This window comes from Methylococcus sp. EFPC2 (assembly GCF_016925495.1).
Classification (GTDB): domain Bacteria; phylum Pseudomonadota; class Gammaproteobacteria; order Methylococcales; family Methylococcaceae; genus EFPC2.
The window spans coordinates 3019723-3036504 of sequence record NZ_CP070491.1 but is presented as its reverse complement, the minus strand read 5'-3'; the positions used below and the strand labels follow the sequence as shown (position 1 = coordinate 3036504).

At 64.4% G+C, this 16782-nt stretch carries 13 protein-coding genes; 9 read left to right on the top strand and 4 right to left on the bottom strand.

Going from position 1 to position 16782, the window contains the following annotated elements; all coding sequences use genetic code 11:
- Window positions 1-18 precede the first annotated feature (18 nt).
- The 4 genes from JWZ97_RS12975 to gatC form a co-directional block, all read right to left on the bottom strand.
- Complete coding sequence (locus tag JWZ97_RS12975) at window positions 19-339, bottom strand: multidrug efflux SMR transporter (RefSeq protein WP_205429897.1); 321 nt, start codon at window positions 337-339, stop codon at window positions 19-21.
- 157 nt (window positions 340-496) lie between these two features.
- A complete protein-coding gene (gene gatB, locus JWZ97_RS12970; protein ID WP_205429895.1) occupies window positions 497-1930 on the bottom strand; it encodes an Asp-tRNA(Asn)/Glu-tRNA(Gln) amidotransferase subunit GatB in 1434 nt (477 codons plus the stop codon).
- A 15-nt stretch (window positions 1931-1945) separates the two neighbouring features.
- Entirely contained in the window at window positions 1946-3400 is a 1455-nt protein-coding gene (gatA, locus tag JWZ97_RS12965) for an Asp-tRNA(Asn)/Glu-tRNA(Gln) amidotransferase subunit GatA (RefSeq protein WP_205429893.1), read from the bottom strand.
- A 63-nt stretch (window positions 3401-3463) separates the two neighbouring features.
- Window positions 3464-3751, bottom strand: a complete 288-nt coding sequence (gatC, locus tag JWZ97_RS12960; RefSeq protein ID WP_205429891.1) for an Asp-tRNA(Asn)/Glu-tRNA(Gln) amidotransferase subunit GatC — start codon at window positions 3749-3751, stop codon at window positions 3464-3466.
- A gap of 103 nt (window positions 3752-3854) precedes the next feature.
- Between gatC and JWZ97_RS12955 the strand changes: the two genes are divergently transcribed.
- From JWZ97_RS12955 to JWZ97_RS12915, 9 genes are all read left to right on the top strand, one after another.
- A complete protein-coding gene (locus tag JWZ97_RS12955) occupies window positions 3855-4898 on the top strand; it encodes a rod shape-determining protein (RefSeq protein WP_205429889.1) in 1044 nt (347 codons plus the stop codon).
- Window positions 4899-4985: 87 nt separating this feature from the next.
- Entirely contained in the window at window positions 4986-5831 is an 846-nt protein-coding gene (mreC, locus tag JWZ97_RS12950) for a rod shape-determining protein MreC (protein ID WP_240342341.1), read from the top strand.
- Window positions 5818-6303: a rod shape-determining protein MreD gene (gene mreD, locus JWZ97_RS12945; protein ID WP_205429888.1), complete on the top strand. Its 486-nt coding sequence runs from the start codon at window positions 5818-5820 to the stop codon at window positions 6301-6303. The genes mreC and mreD overlap by 14 nt, the downstream gene beginning before the upstream one ends.
- Window positions 6304-6336: 33 nt before the next feature.
- Entirely contained in the window at window positions 6337-8193 is a 1857-nt protein-coding gene (gene mrdA, locus JWZ97_RS12940) for a penicillin-binding protein 2 (protein ID WP_205429886.1), read from the top strand.
- A 98-nt stretch (window positions 8194-8291) separates the two neighbouring features.
- Window positions 8292-9425, top strand: coding sequence for a rod shape-determining protein RodA (gene rodA, locus JWZ97_RS12935; RefSeq protein ID WP_205429884.1), 1134 nt, complete (start codon window positions 8292-8294; stop codon window positions 9423-9425).
- A 4-nt stretch (window positions 9426-9429) separates the two neighbouring features.
- Window positions 9430-10425 (top strand): lytic murein transglycosylase B, encoded by a 996-nt coding sequence (mltB, locus tag JWZ97_RS12930; protein ID WP_205429882.1) that lies wholly within the window; start codon window positions 9430-9432, stop codon window positions 10423-10425.
- 697 nt (window positions 10426-11122) lie between these two features.
- Complete coding sequence (locus JWZ97_RS12925) at window positions 11123-11749, top strand: HD-GYP domain-containing protein (protein WP_205429880.1); 627 nt, start codon at window positions 11123-11125, stop codon at window positions 11747-11749.
- A gap of 677 nt (window positions 11750-12426) precedes the next feature.
- Window positions 12427-13683 (top strand): MdtA/MuxA family multidrug efflux RND transporter periplasmic adaptor subunit, encoded by a 1257-nt coding sequence (locus tag JWZ97_RS12920; protein WP_240342340.1) that lies wholly within the window; start codon window positions 12427-12429, stop codon window positions 13681-13683.
- Window positions 13680-16778: an MdtB/MuxB family multidrug efflux RND transporter permease subunit gene (locus JWZ97_RS12915; protein ID WP_205429876.1), complete on the top strand. Its 3099-nt coding sequence runs from the start codon at window positions 13680-13682 to the stop codon at window positions 16776-16778. The genes JWZ97_RS12920 and JWZ97_RS12915 overlap by 4 nt, the downstream gene beginning before the upstream one ends.
- Window positions 16779-16782 lie beyond the last annotated feature (4 nt).

Genomic DNA, 16782 nt, shown 5'->3' with positions numbered 1-16782 from the left:
AATCCGGCGACGGGTCGGTTACTCGGTGTGGGTGAGCTTCAAGCCGACGATGCCCAGCACTATCATCAAAATCGATAGCATCCTCACCCAGTCCGTGGACTCCTTGAACAGGATGATTCCCAGGACGGCGACTCCCACGGCGCCCATTCCGGTCCAGACCGCATAGGCCGTTCCCAGTGGCAGCGTCTTGATCGAAAGCATCAGCAAATAAAAGCTGCCCAGGCCGGAAATGGCCGTGATGACGCTCGGCCATAAGCGGGTGAAGCCCTCGTTATATTTAAGGCTCAAAGCGAACACGATCTCCGAACAACCCGCCGCGAACAACAGTAACCAACCCATTGCTTGACCTAGCCTAAAAATTGTATGACCCCGCGTGGCTGCGCGGATTATAAAGAAGCGCCTTACACCGCGGGTGGTGGTCGTTAACTTCGTCTGCTAGCCGACAGCGTCGCGGGCGGGTCATGCTCAGGCTCGCTAAGCCGCCCGCCCGGCTTTCCTAAGCTTGCAGCTTGGCCTTCAACAAGTCGTTGAGCTGGCCCGGATTGGCCTTGCCGCCGGTGGCTTTCATGGCCTGGCCGACGAAGAAGCCGAACAGCTTGTCCTTGCCGGCGCGGTATTGCGTCACCTGATCCGGATTGGCGGCGATGATCTGGTCGATGATGGCCTCGATGGCGCTCGTGTCGGTGATCTGCTTGAGGCCTTGCTCCTCGATGACGGCATCGGCGGTCTTGTCCGATTCCCACAGCGCTTCGAACACTTGCTTGGCGATCTTGCCGGAAATGGTGTCGTCGGCGATGCGTTGCACCAGTCCGGCCAGACGGACGGAGTCTACCGGGCTCTGGTCGATTTCCAGCCCGGCCTTGTTGAGTGCGGCGGACAGATCGCCCATCACCCAGTTGGCGCAGAGCTTGGCGTCGCTGTTCGACGCTTCGACCACGGCTTCGTAGTAGTCGGCCAGTTCGCGCGTGGCGGTCAGCACGGTGGCGTCGTAGTCGTTCAAGCCATATTGCGACTCGAAGCGATCGCGCTTCTCGTCCGGCAATTCCGGCAAGCCTTGCTTCACCGCTGCGATGAAATCGCCGTGGATCTCCAGCGGCAACAAATCGGGGTCGGGGAAATAGCGGTAGTCGTTGGCCTCTTCCTTGGTCCGCATGGAACGGGTTTCGTCCTTGTTGGCGTCGTACAGCCGGGTTTCCTGCACCACCTGGCCGCCCGATTCGATCAGCTCGATCTGCCGTTCGATCTCGTAGTTGATGGCCTTCTCGACGAAGCGGAAGGAATTGACGTTCTTGATTTCCGCGCGGGTGCCGAATTCCTTCTGTCCCTTGGGGCGTACGGATACGTTGGCGTCGCAGCGGAACGAACCTTCCTGCATGTTGCCGTCGCAGATTTCCAGATAACGCACCAGGGCGTGCAGTTTCTTCAGATAGGCCACCGCCTCCTTGGCCGAACGCAGATCGGGCTCGGAGACGATTTCCAGCAGCGGCGTGCCGGCGCGGTTCAGGTCGATGCCGGTCAGCCCATGGAAATCCTCGTGCAGCGACTTGCCGGCGTCTTCCTCCAGGTGGGCGCGGGTGATGCCCACGGTCTTGGCCTCGCCGTCGACCAGGATGTCGAGATGGCCATTGCCGACCACCGGCAGGTCGTACTGGCTGATCTGGTAGCCCTTGGGCAGGTCGGGATAAAAGTAGTTCTTGCGCGCGAACACCGAACGCGGCGCGATGTGCGCACCGATGGCGAGGCCGAACTTCACGGCCATGCGCACGGCTTCGGCGTTCAGCACCGGCAACACGCCGGGCAGGCCTAAGTCGACCGCGCAGGCCTGAGTATTGGGCTCGGCGCCGAAGGCGGTGGCCGCGGCGGAGAATATCTTGGACTTGGTGGCGAGTTGGGCGTGAACTTCCAACCCGATGACGGTTTCCCACTCCATTTTGGCTAGACCTCTTTAGGCGAATTCTTGGGGAGCACGGGCATGCCAGTCGGTCACCTGCTGGTAGCGGTGGGCGACGTTGAGCAAACGGGCTTCGGAGAAATAATTGCCGATGATCTGCAGACCCACCGGCAGGTTCTTGGAGAACCCGATGGGCACGGACATGCCCGGCAGGCCGGCCAGGTTTACCGCGATGGTGTAGATGTCCGACAGATACATGGCGATGGGATCGGCGCTCTTTTCGCCGAAGCGGAACGCCACCGACGGCGAGGTCGGTCCCAGGATCACGTCGACTTCCTGGAAGGCCTTCTGGAAGTCGTCGCTGATCAGGCGGCGGATCTTCTGGGCCTTGAGGTAATAAGCGTCGTAATAGCCGGCCGAGAGGGCATAGGTGCCGATCAGGATGCGGCGCTTGACCTCGGCGCCGAAGCCTTCACCGCGCGAGCGGGTGTACAAGTCTTTGAGGTCGGCCGGGTTTTCGCAGCGGTAGCCGTAGCGCACGCCGTCGAAACGGGCGAGGTTGGACGAGCATTCCGCCGGGGCCACGACGTAATAGGCAGGCGCGGACAGGTACATGTGGGGCAGGGCGACTTCCTTCACCTCGGCGCCCAGCTTGCGGTATTCAGCCACCGCTTCGTCGATCAGACGGGCGATGTCGGCGTCCAGACCTTCGCCGAAGAATTCCTTGGGCAGGCCGATACGCAGGCCGTCCAGGCTGCCGTTCAAGCCGGCGGAAAAATCCTCGACCGGCCGGTCGACGCTGGTAGAGTCGCGCGGGTCGAATCCGGCCATGGTCTGCAGCATCAGGGCGCAATCCTCGGCGGTGCGCGCCATCGGTCCGCCCTGGTCCAGGCTGGAAGCGAAGGCGATCATGCCGTAGCGCGATACCAGGCCGTAGGTGGGCTTGAGTCCGGTGATGCCGCAGAATGAAGCCGGCTGGCGGATGGAGCCGCCGGTGTCGGTGCCGGTGGCGCCGGGAGCCAGTCTCGCGGACACGGCGGCGGCCGAGCCGCCGGAGGAACCGCCGGGCACCGTGCCGGTGTCCCAGGGATTCCTGACCGGCCCGTAGTAGCTGGTCTCGTTGGACGAGCCCATGGCGAACTCGTCCATGTTGAGCTTGCCCAGCATCACCGCGCCGGCGGCGTTGAAGCGCTCGACCACGGTCGCGTCGTAGGGCGAGATGAAATTGTCCAGCATCTTGGAGCCGCAGGAACTGCGTACGCCCTGGGTGCAGAAGATGTCTTTCTGGGCGATCGGTATGCCGGTCAAGGCCGTGGCCTGGCCGGCGGCCAGCGCCGCATCGGCCGCCCTGGCCTGCTCCAGCGCCCGGTCTTCGGTGACGGTAATGTAGGCGTTGAGCGTGGGGTTGTGTTCGCGTATGCGGGTCAGGAAGGCCTGGGTCAGTTCCAGGCTGCTGTAATCCTTGTTGCGGAGTCCTAGGGACAGCTCCGCGATGGTTTTGTCATGCATGAATTCGATCTCGGCAGGAACATCGTGGGTTTCGTGGGTCGGGTTGCGCTAACCCGGCCGACTTTATTCGATGACCTTGGGCACCAGATAAAGCCCGGCTTCCACCAGGGGGGCGTGGGATTGGAACAATTCGCGCTGGTTGGGCTCGGTCGCCTCGTCAACCCGCAGGCGCTGGGCCTGGTCCATGGGATGGGCCATGGGCGGAACGCCGGCGGTGTCGACGGTGCTCATCTGTTCGACGAAGTCGAGGATGCCGGACAAGTCGTGGGCGTAAGCCTCCACCTTGTCGGGATCGATGGCGATGCGGGCCAGCCAGGCGATTTTGTTGACCTCTTCGGCACTTAAAGACATGGGGCTCTCTCATTATTGACTGGGTGGAAATATCATACTCGATCTTGCCCGCGCACCTAACCGCTTGTTACATTGGCAACATTTTTCACGGGATAATCGTCACATGTTTAAACGCCTGCGCGGATTCTTCTCCAACGACCTGTCCATCGATCTCGGAACCGCCAACACCCTGATTTATATAAGAGGTCAGGGCATCGTGGTCAACGAGCCCTCGGTGGTGGCGATCCGTGAAGACCGGGCGCGCGGTTCCAAGACCATCGCGGCGGTGGGCGCCGCGGCCAAGTCCATGCTGGGAAGAACTCCCGGCAACATCACCGCCATCCGGCCGCTGAAGGACGGCGTGATCGCCGACTTCACGGTTACCGAAAAAATGCTGCAGTATTTCATCCACAAGGTGCACAAGAGCAAGCTGCTGCGCCCCAGTCCGCGAGTGCTGATCTGTGTGCCCTGCGGTTCGACCCAGGTGGAGCGCCGCGCGATCAAGGACTCGGCCTACGGCGCCGGCGCGCGCGAAGTCTACCTGATCGAGGAGCCCATGGCCGCGGCGGTCGGTGCCGGCCTGCCGGTCAACGAAGCGCGCGGCTCCATGGTCATCGACATCGGCGGCGGCACCTCGGAAGTGGCCGTCATTTCGCTCAACGGCATCGTCTACTCCGCGTCGGTCCGCATCGGCGGCGACCGTCTGGACGACGCGATCATGAATTACGTGCGCCGCAACTACGGCACGCTGATCGGTGAAGCTACCGCCGAACGCATCAAGCACGAGATCGGCACCGCCTATCCCGGCAGCGAGGTCAAGGAAATCGAGGTGAAGGGCCGCAACCTGTCGGAAGGCATACCGCGCAGCTTCGTGCTCAACAGCAACGAAATCCTCGAAGCCCTGCAGGAGCCTTTGGCCGGCATCGTGCAGGCGGTCAAGCTGGCGCTGGAACAAACCCCGCCGGAACTGGGCGCCGACGTGGCCGAGCGCGGCATCTTCATCACCGGCGGCGGCGCGCTGCTCAAGGACATCGACCGCCTGATCGCCGAAGAGACCGGCCTGCCGGTGTTTATCGCCGAAGACCCCTTGACCTGCGTGGCTCGGGGCGGCGGCAAGGTCCTGGAGTTGCTCGACGAGAAGGGTTCGGCGCCCTTCTCGCTGGAATAATCCGGCCATCCCGAGTCGCGGCGGGGCAGCGCCATCAAACCGATCTTTCTCAAAGGGCCTTCCCTCAACTTCAGGCTGTTCGTCTGCGTGTTTGCCTCGCTGGCCTTGCTGGTCGTGGAGAAGCAGTCGCTGTGGCCGGATCTGCGCACACCGTTCGCGGTCAGCGTGTATCCGCTTCAGCAGCTGGTCAGTTCGCCCGTGCGCCTGTTCCAGGACTTGAAGAGCATCTTCGCGGACAACGCGCGCCTGCGCGACGAAAACGAGGCCATGGCGGAAGAGCTCGCCGTGCTCAACACCCGGCTGCTGCGCTTCGAGGCGCTGGAGCAGGAGAACATCCGCCTGCGCGGCCTGCTGGAAACGTCGTTCAAGTTGGGCGAGCAGGTACAGATCGCCGAACTGCTGGCGGTCAACCTGGCGCCCTACGAGCACGTGGTGGTGGTGAACAAGGGCAGCCGCTTCGGCGCCTATCCCGGTCAGCCGGTGATGGACGCGCACGGCGTGGTCGGCCAGGTGCTGCGCGTCACGCCCTACAGCGCCGAGGTCATGCTCATCACCGACCCGAACCATGCGATACCCGTGCAGGTCAACCGCAACGGCCTGCGCACCATCGCGCTGGGCACCGGCCAGATCGACAAGCTGTCGCTGCCTTATCTCACCGGCAACGCAGACATCCAGCCGGGCGACCTGCTGGTTACGTCCGGCATGGGCGGGCTGTTCCCCCAGGGCTATCCGGTCGCCACCGTCAATGCGGTGTCGTCGCAGGCCAGTCCCTTCGCCAAGGTCACGGCGACGCCGGTCGCGCAGCTCGATCGCAACCGCGAGCTGCTGCTGGTGTGGAGCAAATCGGAGCCCATACCGCGCATACCGGACGGACCCGAGACGCACAAGCCGGAAAACGCCGGACCGCCGGAAAAGCCTCATGCCGCAAAGTAGCAGCGCCTATCCCGTGGTCTTCGTCAGCCTGATGCTGGCGATGGTCATGCGCATTCTGCCCTTTCCGCACGAGCTGTCCGTGTACAATCCGGATTGGGTGTTGTTGTGCCTGATTTACTGGAACATGGCGATCCCGGAACGGGTCGGCGTGGGCACCGCCTGGTTCGCCGGCCTGTTGGCCGACGTCCTGACCGGCCGCCTGATGGGCCAGCACGCGCTGATCTATTCGCTGACGGCTTATTTCTGCATACGCCTTCACCGGCGGCTGCGGCTTTATCCCTTGTCGCAGCAAGCCATGACGGTGTTGGGTTTATTGCTCACGGGGCAGGTGCTGATGTTCTGGACCCAAAGCGTCAAGGCGGCCGCCAACGTCGACGCGCGCTACTGGCTGCCGTCCTTGTTCGGCGCGATCCTATGGCCGTTCCTGTTCGTCCTCCTGCGGCGCGTCCGGCGCTACTTCAACATATTCTGAATCCAGTCCGCGCACGGGGTGCCGGCTTTACGCATGAACCTCGACTTCAACCCCAAGGACCGTTTCTACGAAAACCGCCTGTTCCTCAACCGCATCGTCGCCAGCGTCATCTTCATCGTCCTGGCCACGGCGGGGCTGGTGCTCCGGCTGGTCTACCTGCAGGTCGTGGGGCACGAACACTATGCGACGCTGTCGCGCGACAACTGGGTGAAGATCGCCCCGCTGCCGCCCACGCGCGGCATGATTTATGACCGCAACGGCGAAGTGCTGGCCGACAATATCCCGACCTACAGCCTGGAAATCATTCCCGACCGCACGTCCGACCTGAACGCCACCCTGGCGGAGCTGAAGACTCTGCTCAACGTCAGCGACGAGGAGATCGCCCGCTTCCACGCCCTGCGCCATCGCCGCAAGACTTTCGAGAGCGTGCCCCTGCGCCTGCAGCTCAGCGAGGAGGAGATCGCCCGCTTTTCGGTGCGCATGCCCCATTTCCCGGGCGTCGAGGTCAAGGCCCGGCTGCTGCGCACTTACCCTTACGGCGAGCTCACCGCCCATGTGGTCGGCTATGTCGGCCGCATCAGCGAGGCCGAACTGCAGCAGCTCGACCCCTCCGTCTACAGCGGCACCTACCACATCGGCAAGAACGGCGTGGAAAAGGCCTACGAATCGGTGCTGCACGGCAAGACCGGCTACGAGGAACTGGAAACCAACGTGGAAGGCCGGTCGATCAACGTGATCGGCCAGAACGAACCCCAGTCCGGCGCGGATCTGCATCTGAGCCTGGACATCAAGATGCAGAAGATCGCCTACGACGCCCTGGGCGATTACAACGGCGCGGTGGTCGCGCTGGATCCGGCGACCGGCCAGGTGCTGGCCCTGGTCAGCAAACCCAGCTTCGATCCCAATCCCTTCATCCAGGGCATACGCCGGGCCGATTATGAAGCCCTGCAGGCCTCGCCCGACCGTCCGCTGTACAACCGCGTGCTGCGCGGCATCTATCCGCCGGGCTCCACGGTCAAGCCCTTCATGGCTCTGGCGGGATTGGAGACGGGACAAATCGGTGCGGGGGGCAGGATCTTCTGCCCCGGCTACTTTCGCCTGCCCGGTTCCTCGCACAAATACCGCGACTGGACCAAATTCGGCCACGGTTCCGTGGACATGCAGTCGGCCATCACCCAGTCCTGCGACGTCTATTTCTACCAACTGGCCCTGCAACTGGGCATAGACCGCATGCACGATTTCATGCAGCGTTTCGGCTTCGGCCGGGAAACCGGCGTCGACCTGGACGGCGAAAAACCCGGCCTCTACCCCTCTCCGGAATGGAAGCGCAAATACCGCAAGCAGCCCTGGTTTGCAGGCGAGACGGTGATCGCCGGCATCGGCCAGGGCTATGTGTCCGTTACGCCGATGCAGCTCGCCCGGGCGGTGGCGAGCCTGGCCAACCAGGGCCGGCTGGTCACGCCGCGCCTGGTTGCCAAAATGGACGCTCCGCCCGGGGTGGAAAACCCGCATCCCCCCGTCAAAGGCGAGAACTTGCACATCTCGCCCAACAACTGGCATACCGTGGTCGATGCCATGACGGACGTGGTGCACAGCCAGCGCGGCACGGCCAAGCTGATCGCTCCCGGCCTCGCTTATCGCGTCGCCGGCAAGACCGGCACGGCCCAGGTGTTCAGCGTGCGTCAAGACCAGGATTACAAGCGCATGCGCGTGAAGGACAAGCTCAAGGACCACGCCTGGTTCATCGCCTTCGCGCCGGCCGAGGCCCCGCGGATCGCCGTCGTGGCGCTCGCCGAAAACGGCAGTCACGGCGGCTCCGTTGCCGCTCCGATCGCGCGCAAGCTCATGGATTATTACCTCAACGGCCATGACGGCTCGTCATCCCCTTGATATGAAAGCCGTCCACGCCATGAAGGATTTTTCGCCCCGTCAGTCAGGATGCGGGTTATGAAGTACTCGCTACACCACATCCCGAAGGGGCGAAGCTGATGCCATTCGAAACCGATGTACTCAATCGCCGCATCGGCTCTCCGCCTCACCAGCATTGGCTGCAGCGCCTACACATCGACTGGCCCCTGCTGGCAGGTCTGCTGGCCTTGTCCGGTGCGGCCATGGTTATCCTCTACAGCGCCGGAGGCCAGAAGCTGGACGTGGTGCTGCGCCAGGCGGGCCGCCTGGGATTGGCGCTGGGCGTGATGACGGTCATCGCGCAGATACACCCGCGCCATTTGCGCGCCTACAGCCCAGTGCTCTACGGCCTCGGCGCGCTGCTGCTCGCGGCGGTGATGGTCATGGGAGAAACCTCGCTGGGTGCCCAGCGCTGGCTCAATCTGGGCGTGGTGCGCTTCCAGCCCTCGGAGATGACCAAGCTGTCGACGCCCATGATGCTTGCCTGGTTCATGGCCACCCAGCCTGTGCCGCCGCGCTTCCGCCAGGTTCTGGTGGCGGGCGTGCTGATCCTGCTGCCGACCCTGATGATCGCCAAACAGCCCGACCTCGGCACGGCTTTCCTGGTTGGCGTCGCGGGGGCGGCGGTGCTGTTCCTGGCCGGCCTCCGCTGGGCCTACATCGCCGCGCTGGCCGCATTGGGCGGGGCCTTGCTGCCGGTCATGTGGCACCTGATGCACGATTACCAGCGCGACCGCGTGCTGATGTTCCTCAATCCGGAGGCCGATCCGCTCGGCCGCGGCTACCACATTATCCAATCCAAGATCGCCATTGGTTCGGGCGGACTGTACGGCAAGGGCTGGCTGCAGGGGACCCAGTCTCACCTGGAATTTTTGCCGGAACGCTCGACCGACTTCATCTTCGCGGTGTTCGCCGAGGAGTTCGGCCTGCTGGGCTGCCTGGGCCTGTTGGGTATTTATCTGTTCATCCTGGGCCGCTGCTTCTACATCGTGGTCCAGGCCCAGGACAAATACGCCCGACTGCTGAGCGGCGCGCTGACCGTCACCTTCTTCGTCTATATCTTCGTCAACACCGGCATGGTCATCGGCATTTTGCCGGTGGTCGGCGTGCCCCTGCCTCTGGTCAGCTACGGCGGCACCTCCATGGTGACCCTGCTGGCCGGCTTCGGTATCCTGATGTCCATCCAGACCCACAACCGGTACCCGTCGAACTGAAGCCATGAAACCCGTCACCGCACTGATTTCGTTCGCGCTGGCTCAGGCCGTCTGCGCTCCGGTTGTCGCCGACATCGCCGACCGCCCGGACGTCCGGGCCTTCATGCAGGAGGTGAGCGCCCGCCATCGTTTCGCGCCGGCCGAACTGGAAAATCTGTTCCGCCAGGTGGACCTCCAGGACAAGGTATTGGAATCCATCAGCAAGCCGGCCGAAGCCAAGCCCTGGCGGGAGTACCGCAAGATATTCCTCACCGAAAAGCGAATACAGGCCGGGGCGAACTTCTGGAGCGCCAACCGCGCCGCGCTGGAGCAGGCCCAGGACCGTTACGGCGTGGCTCCCGAGATGGTCGTCGCCATCCTCGGCGTGGAAACCACCTACGGCAAGCGCACCGGCAACTATCGCGTAATCGACGCCTTGTCCACCCTGGCCTTCGACTACCCGCGCCGGGCCGATTTCTTCCGCAAGGAACTGGAAGCCTTTCTCCTCCTGTGCCGGGAAGAAGGCGTGGACCCGCTGCTGCTCAAGGGGTCTTATGCCGGCGCGATGGGATTGCCGCAATTCATGCCGAGCAGCTACCGAAACTATGCCGCCGACCTGGAACGCGACGGCAAGCGTGACATCTGGGGCAATCCGGCCGACGCCATCGCCAGCGTGGCCCGCTATTTCGCGGAGAACGGCTGGCAAAGCGGCGGGTCGGTCGCGCTGCCCGCCAAGGTGGCCGGCAACGCCTTTTCCCGCCTGTTGGGGCAAGATGTGGCATCCAGCCATACACTGCCCGAGTTGCTACGCTTCGGCGTACGACCCGCCGGCGCAGTGCCTCCAGGGGCGGCGCGCTACAAGCTGCTGTCGCTCGAGGGTGAGTCCGGTCTCGAATACTGGCTCACCCTGCACAACTTCGAAGTCATTACCCGTTACAACCACAGTCCGCTCTACGCCATGGCGGCCTTCCAACTGGGCCGGGAAGTGGCTGCCCGGCGGGAGCCCAGGGCCGCCCCCTAGGATCGCAGGGCAAAGCCCCCGATCTCGATGGGTTGGCCGCCAGCTACCGGGGCGGCCGGATTGCGCATGGCCCGACGACGGCGCCATGATTACGGAATCTCCGGATGGCGCCCTGAACGCGAATGATGTAGCGTTTCTGAGACACTCATTTGGAACGGCCGTCGCCTACTCCGTCGTTCGCATGGAATCTTCCGAAACGGGCTGTATGCGTGGCGGAAACGGTGCATGCCGGTGTAGCCGAACCGGACGGGCTGCCGCCCGGCGGCCCTATCCTGAGGGGGCACGGCCGAGCACGGGCAATGGAATTGAGGGCATAACCATGGCATGCATCTCGATACGGGTGAAACGCGGGTTCGTCCGACGAATGCTGGCGAAACTCCTGAACGGCATCGAAATTCCGGAGGTTGCGCGGGAGCTCGAGGTGGTCGTGATGGACGGGCTGTCCAACAGGAAATGCCTGACGGAGCTTAACCGCAGGCGGCGCCCGCCCGTGCTGCTCATGATCCTATCGCCTAACGAGGGCCTGGCTGGCCGCACGCCGCGGGAAGAGATCGAGGACGGCAGGAGGCCGGCCTCGATAAAACCGCGCGGGATGCCTGCCGGGAAATGCCCTCTGTTGCCGTTGCGGAGCCTGGCCGGGGCAGGCTCGGACTGGTCGGACGCCCCGGTCGTGAACGCAAAGCTTACGGAAGATGATATGAGCAAGAATACGGCCCCGTTGCGCGACGCCTTTATCGAAACCGTTCGACTGTTGGTCAAGGCTACGGAATACCGCGACGAGCAGACCGGCGGCCACATCGAACGCACCAGTTACTACTGCAAACACCTGGCGGCGGCGCTGGGCGCCGACCGGGAATTTCAGGATCGCATCTTCTTTGCCGCGCCCATGCACGATGTCGGCAAAATTGGAATTCCCGACGCCATCCTGCTCAAACCCGGCACGCTGCACGGCGAGGAACTCGCCATCATGAGGTCCCATGCGGAACTGGGTGAGCACATGCTTTCCGCGGGGAGTTCCCCTTACCTGCAAATGGGCATGACGGTGGCGGGGGGCCACCATGAGCGTTGGGACGGCAGCGGATATCCTCGCGGCCTGAAGGGCGAGGAAATTCCCCTGCCGGCCCGTATCATGGCCGTGGCGGATATTTACGACGCGTTGCGCAGCAGGAGGCCCTATAAGGCGGCGATCGATCACGAAACGACCGTCGACATCATCCGCAAAGGCGACGGACGAACCCTGCCCGGTCATTTCGACCCGGAGATCATGAGCGTATTTTCCAAGGAAGCTTCTGCGTTCAAGGATATCTACGACTCGTATTCCTAGTGTCTGCCTACCGGTTTTCGCTCGTCCGTCGGTGCTGGTTTATCAACATCAATTCAGCATCGGTGTTCGAATTCCAGCAGCGCTGCCGCACCCAGGGGCCGTCCCAAGGCTACGGCGCTTCGATGGTGGCCGACGGGAATGGCGATTTCCCGGGCTGCCGGCATGAATTGAGGCCCGTCGCCGTTTTTGGCGCGAGCCTTGCTTAATAGTCCGAGCGCTTCCGTTTGCGCCGCCCCGGCTCATCCTGACTTTCCAGGCCGATCTTTACCCAGATTTACAATTCTTTTACACCCGTTTACACAGCCCTGTAGCAAGCTATTCGCCAAGGACGGGCGAGCCGCTCCTACCACACCCCGCGCGGAGTCCCGTCATGAAAACCACCCATCGCAGTGAACCTCTCGGCTTACGCAGAAGTCGTATCGGATAGCGGATCCGGACGGGGACGGCGCGACAGAGAGTCTGCGCCGAGAACGCGCGGATAACAGGCACACACGCCGGTCCGGGTCAGGGACGGTCATCGGCCCGGAATTATCCTTCGGACAACCACACTGCGGGCAATTTCAGGGACACGATTACCCGCAGCCTAGCGATATGAACTGCTGTCTAGCAGCTATATGCCCAACGAAACCCCCCTCAAGATTACGCGACCAGTCTCTCCCTCCCGCCGCAGCAAGGCCGTGCCTTTGACCCTCCTGGTTCTCGCACTGGCGACCGCGGGATATTTTTTCTACCCCTCGTCGGGGCCCGAACAGGCCGGTCCGCGACCGGGCGGTCCCGGTCGGCCCGGCGCCGGCGGCGATGCACGGCGCGGCGGTCCGCCGCCGGCGGTGCCGGTCGCCACCGCCCTGGCCGTACGGGGCGACATCCCCGTCCACCTCGACGGCCTGGGCACCGTCACCTCCCTGAATACCGTGACGGTACGTTCGCGGGTGGAGGGCGAGTTGCTGAGCGTGCATTTCACGGAAGGTCAACCGGTCAAGAAAGGCGATCTGCTGGCGGAAATCGACCCGCGCCCCTTCGAAGCCCAGCTGACCCAGGCCGAAGGGCAACTGGCGCGCGACGAAGCGCTGCTGGAAAACGCCAAGGCCGATCTGCAGCGCTACCAGGTCCTGCTGCAGCAGGATTCCATCGCCACCCAGCAGGTCGCAGGCCAGACGGCCCTGGTCCGGCAATACGAAGCGGCCGTGAAAGTGGACAAGGGCCAGATCGCGGCGATCAAACTGCAGTTGACCTATTGCCGCATCACCTCTCCGATCTCGGGACGCGCCGGACTGCGCCTGGTCGATCCCGGCAACGTGGTGCGCGCCAACGACCAGAACGCCCTGGTGGTGATCTCCCAGACCCAGCCGATCTCCGCGGTGTTCACCCTGCCCGAGGACAAGCTGCCCCGGGTGATGGCCCAATTACGCAGCAGCAAGACCGTCACCACCGAAGCCTACGACCGCAGCGGCAGCGCCCGGCTGGCCCAGGGCACGCTGCTGGCGGTCGACAACCAGATCGATACCGCGACCGGCACGGTCAAGCTCAAGGCCATCTTTCCCAACGACGAAGGCGTGTTGTTCGCCAACCAGTTCGTCAACGTGCGCATGAACCTGGATCCGCTGCGCGATGCCACCGTCATTCCGGCCGCCGCCGTGCAGCGCGGCAGCCAGGGCGATTTCGCCTATCTGGTCGGCGCCGACGGTAAGGTCAAGCTGCAGACCCTGACCCTGGGCCCGCGCGACGGCGAGCGCATTGCCGTGCTCGACGGCCTGAAGCCCGGGGCGCAGGTGGTGGTCGAAGGCACGGACCGCTTGCGCGACGGCCTGGCCGTGCAGGTGATCACGCCGGAGTCCGCCAAGCCCACGGCCGCCAAGGCGCTGGTCTCCGCCGACGAGGCGCCGGCCGGCGAGGCCGGTCCGCCCGGCGAAAAACGCCGTAGGCGCGCGCAGTGAATCTGTCCAAACCTTTTATCCTGCGCCCGGTCGCCACCTCGCTGCTGATGGCGGCCCTGCTGCTGCTCGGGGTGCTGGCCTACCGCATCCTGCCGGTTTCCGCCCTGCCCCAGGTCGACTACCCCACCATCCAGGTCGTTACCTTTTATCCCGGCGCCGGCCCGGAAGTGATGGCCTCCACGGTGACGGCCCCGCTGGAGCGGCAATTCGGCCAGATTCCGGGCCTGACCCAGTTGTCGTCCACCAGCTCCGGGGGCGCCTCGGTCATCGTGCTGCGCTTCGCCCTGGGGCTGGACATCGACGTGGCCGAGCAGGACGTGCAGGCCGCCATCAACGCGGCCGGCAGTTTCCTGCCCAACGATCTGCCGGCACCGCCCATCTACAACAAGGTCAACCCGGCCGACGCGCCCATCCTGAGCTTCGCCGTCACCACCCGCGAGCTGCCCCTGTCGCGGGTGCAGGAACTGGTGGACACCCGCCTGGCCCAGAAGATCTCGCAAATCTCGGGCGTTGGCCTGGTCAAGATCAGCGGCGGCCAGCGTCCGGCGGTGCGCGTGCAGGCCAATCCCAAGGCGCTGGCGGCCTATGGCCTGAGCCTGGAAGACCTGCGCGGCGGCATCGCCAGCGCCAACGTCAATACGCCCAAGGGTACGGTGGAAACCGCCAGCCGTACGGAGACCATCAACGCCAACGACCAGCTGCAGTCCGCAGCCGAATACGCGCGCATCATCGTGGCCTACCGCAACGGCGCGCCGGTGCGCCTGAGCGACGTGGCCCAGATCGTGGACGACGTGGAAAACCTCCACCTGGCCGCCTGGGCCAACCGCACGCCGGCCATTCTCATCAACATCCAGCGCCAGCCGGGCACCAACGTCATCGAGGTGGCCGACCGCATCAAGCGCCTGCTGCCCGAATTGCGCGCCGACCTGCCGAATTCGGTGCAGCTCGTCCAGCTCACCGACCGCACCGACACCATCCGCGCCTCGGTGCGCGACGTCCAGCACGAGCTGCTGCTGTCCATCGCCCTGGTGATCCTGGTCATCTTCCTGTTCCTGCGCAGCGTCCGCGCCACCACCATCCCGGCCATCGTCGTGCCGCTGTCCCTGGTCGGCACCTTCACGGTCATGTATCTGGCCGGCTTCAGCATCAACAACCTGACCTTGATGGCCCTGACCATCGCCACCGGTTTCGTGGTGGACGACGCCATCGTGGTGATCGAGAACATCGCCCGCTACATCGAAGAGGGCGAGTCGCCGCTCAAGGCCGCGCTCAAGGGCTCGGAGCAGATCGGCTTCACCATCCTGTCGCTGACCCTGTCCCTGGTGGCGGTGCTGATCCCTCTGCTGTTTATGGGCGACGTGGTCGGACGGCTGTTCCGCGAATTCGCCATCACCCTGGCGGTGGCCATCCTGATTTCGGCGGCCATCTCGCTGAGCCTCACGCCCATGATGTGCGCCAAGCTGCTGACCCATGACCGCGAGAATCAGGAAGGTGCGTTTCTGCGGGCCGTCGGCCGCGGCTTCGACCGCCTGGTGAACGCCTACGGCGCGGCCCTGGACTGGGTGCTGGAGCGGCAGGGCGCGACCCTGCTGGTGGCGCTGCTCACCCTGGCGGTCACCGTGCTGCTGTACGTGGCGATACCCAAGGGCTTCTTCCCCGTACAGGACACCGGCGTGATCCAGGTCGTCTCGGAAGCGGCGCCCAGCATCTCCTTCCCGGCCATGGCCGAGCGCCAGCAGGCGCTGAGCGAGGCCATCCTGCAGGATCCGGCGGTGGACAGCGTGTCTTCCTTCGTCGGCGTGGACGGCGTCAATACCACGCTCAACAGCGGTCGCCTGCTCGTGACCCTCAAACCGCTGGATGCGCGCCAGACCTCCATCGTCGCGGTGAGCGCGCGCCTGCGCGAGCGGCTGGCCGAGGTCCCGGAGATCAAGGCCTATCTGCAGCCGGTGCAGGATCTGACCATAGAAAGCCGGGTCAGCCGCACCCAGTACCAGTTCACCCTGGGCTCGACCAACGGCGCGGAGCTGAGCCGCTGGACCCGGACGCTGCTGGATAGTCTGGCGGACGCGCCGGAGCTTGAAGACATCACCAGCGACCTGCAGGATTCCGGCTTGCAGGCGTACGTCGAAATCGACCGCGCCACCGCCTCGCGCCTGGGCGTGTCGCTGCAGGCCATAGACAACACCTTGTATAGCGCCTTCGGCCAGCGCCTGGTGTCGACCATCTACACCCAGTCGAACCAGTACCGGGTGGTGCTGGAAGTCGACCGGCCTTCCGGCAACGGGCTGGCGGCGCTCAACGACCTGCGCGTGCCGTCCTCCAGCGGGGCGCAGGTGCCTTTGACCGCCCTGGCCCGCGTCGAGGAACGCACCGCGCCCCTGGTGATCAACCGTCTGGCCCAGTTCCCGGCCACCACCCTGTCGTTCAACCTGGCGTCCGGCTATTCCCTGGAACAGGCCGTGCGCGCGATCGAGCGGGCCGAGGCCGAGATCGGCATGCCCCTGTCCATACGCACCGAATTCCACGGCTCCACCTCGGCCTTCCGCGACTCCCTCGCCGGCACGCTGTGGCTGATCCTGGCGGCCATCGTGACGGTCTATATCGTGCTGGGCGTGCTGTACGAGAGCTACATCCATCCGCTGACCATACTCTCGACCCTGCCCTCGGCCGGGGTCGGTGCCCTGCTGGCCTTGATGCTGGCGGGATCGGATCTGGGCATCGTGGCCATCATCGGCATCATCCTGCTGATCGGCATCGTCAAGAAGAACGCCATCATGATGATCGATTTCGCCCTCGACGCCGAGCGGAACGAGGGCAAGCCGCCGCGCGAGGCCATCGTGCAGGCCTGCCTGCTGCGTTTCCGTCCCATCCTGATGACCACCCTGGCCGCGCTGCTGGGCGCCCTGCCGCTGATGATAGGCAGCGGCGTGGGCTCCGAGTTGCGCCATCCCCTGGGGCTCACCATGGTGGGCGGCCTGATCCTCAGCCAGCTGCTGACCCTGTTCACCACGCCGGTGATCTACCTCGCCTTCGACCGGCTCAAGCGCCGCCTGTTCGGCGTGGGCGCGGCGGCAGTCGATGCGGGCACCTGAGTTG

Bases quoted from the DNA above. Each gene is read 5' to 3' on its own strand.
- gatB (WP_205429895.1), bottom strand. From the start codon at position 1,930: ATGGAGTGGGAAACCGTCATCGGGTTGGAAGTTCACGCCCAACTCGCC.
- mreD (WP_205429888.1), top strand. From the start codon at position 5,818: ATGCCGCAAAGTAGCAGCGCCTATCCCGTGGTCTTCGTCAGCCTGATG.
- JWZ97_RS12975 (WP_205429897.1), bottom strand. From the start codon at position 339: ATGGGTTGGTTACTGTTGTTCGCGGCGGGTTGTTCGGAGATCGTGTTC.
- rodA (WP_205429884.1), top strand. From the start codon at position 8,292: ATGCCATTCGAAACCGATGTACTCAATCGCCGCATCGGCTCTCCGCCT.
- gatA (WP_205429893.1), bottom strand. From the start codon at position 3,400: ATGCATGACAAAACCATCGCGGAGCTGTCCCTAGGACTCCGCAACAAG.
- JWZ97_RS12925 (WP_205429880.1), top strand. From the start codon at position 11,123: ATGAGCAAGAATACGGCCCCGTTGCGCGACGCCTTTATCGAAACCGTT.
- gatC (WP_205429891.1), bottom strand. From the start codon at position 3,751: ATGTCTTTAAGTGCCGAAGAGGTCAACAAAATCGCCTGGCTGGCCCGC.
- JWZ97_RS12955 (WP_205429889.1), top strand. From the start codon at position 3,855: ATGTTTAAACGCCTGCGCGGATTCTTCTCCAACGACCTGTCCATCGAT.
- mltB (WP_205429882.1), top strand. From the start codon at position 9,430: ATGAAACCCGTCACCGCACTGATTTCGTTCGCGCTGGCTCAGGCCGTC.
- mrdA (WP_205429886.1), top strand. From the start codon at position 6,337: ATGAACCTCGACTTCAACCCCAAGGACCGTTTCTACGAAAACCGCCTG.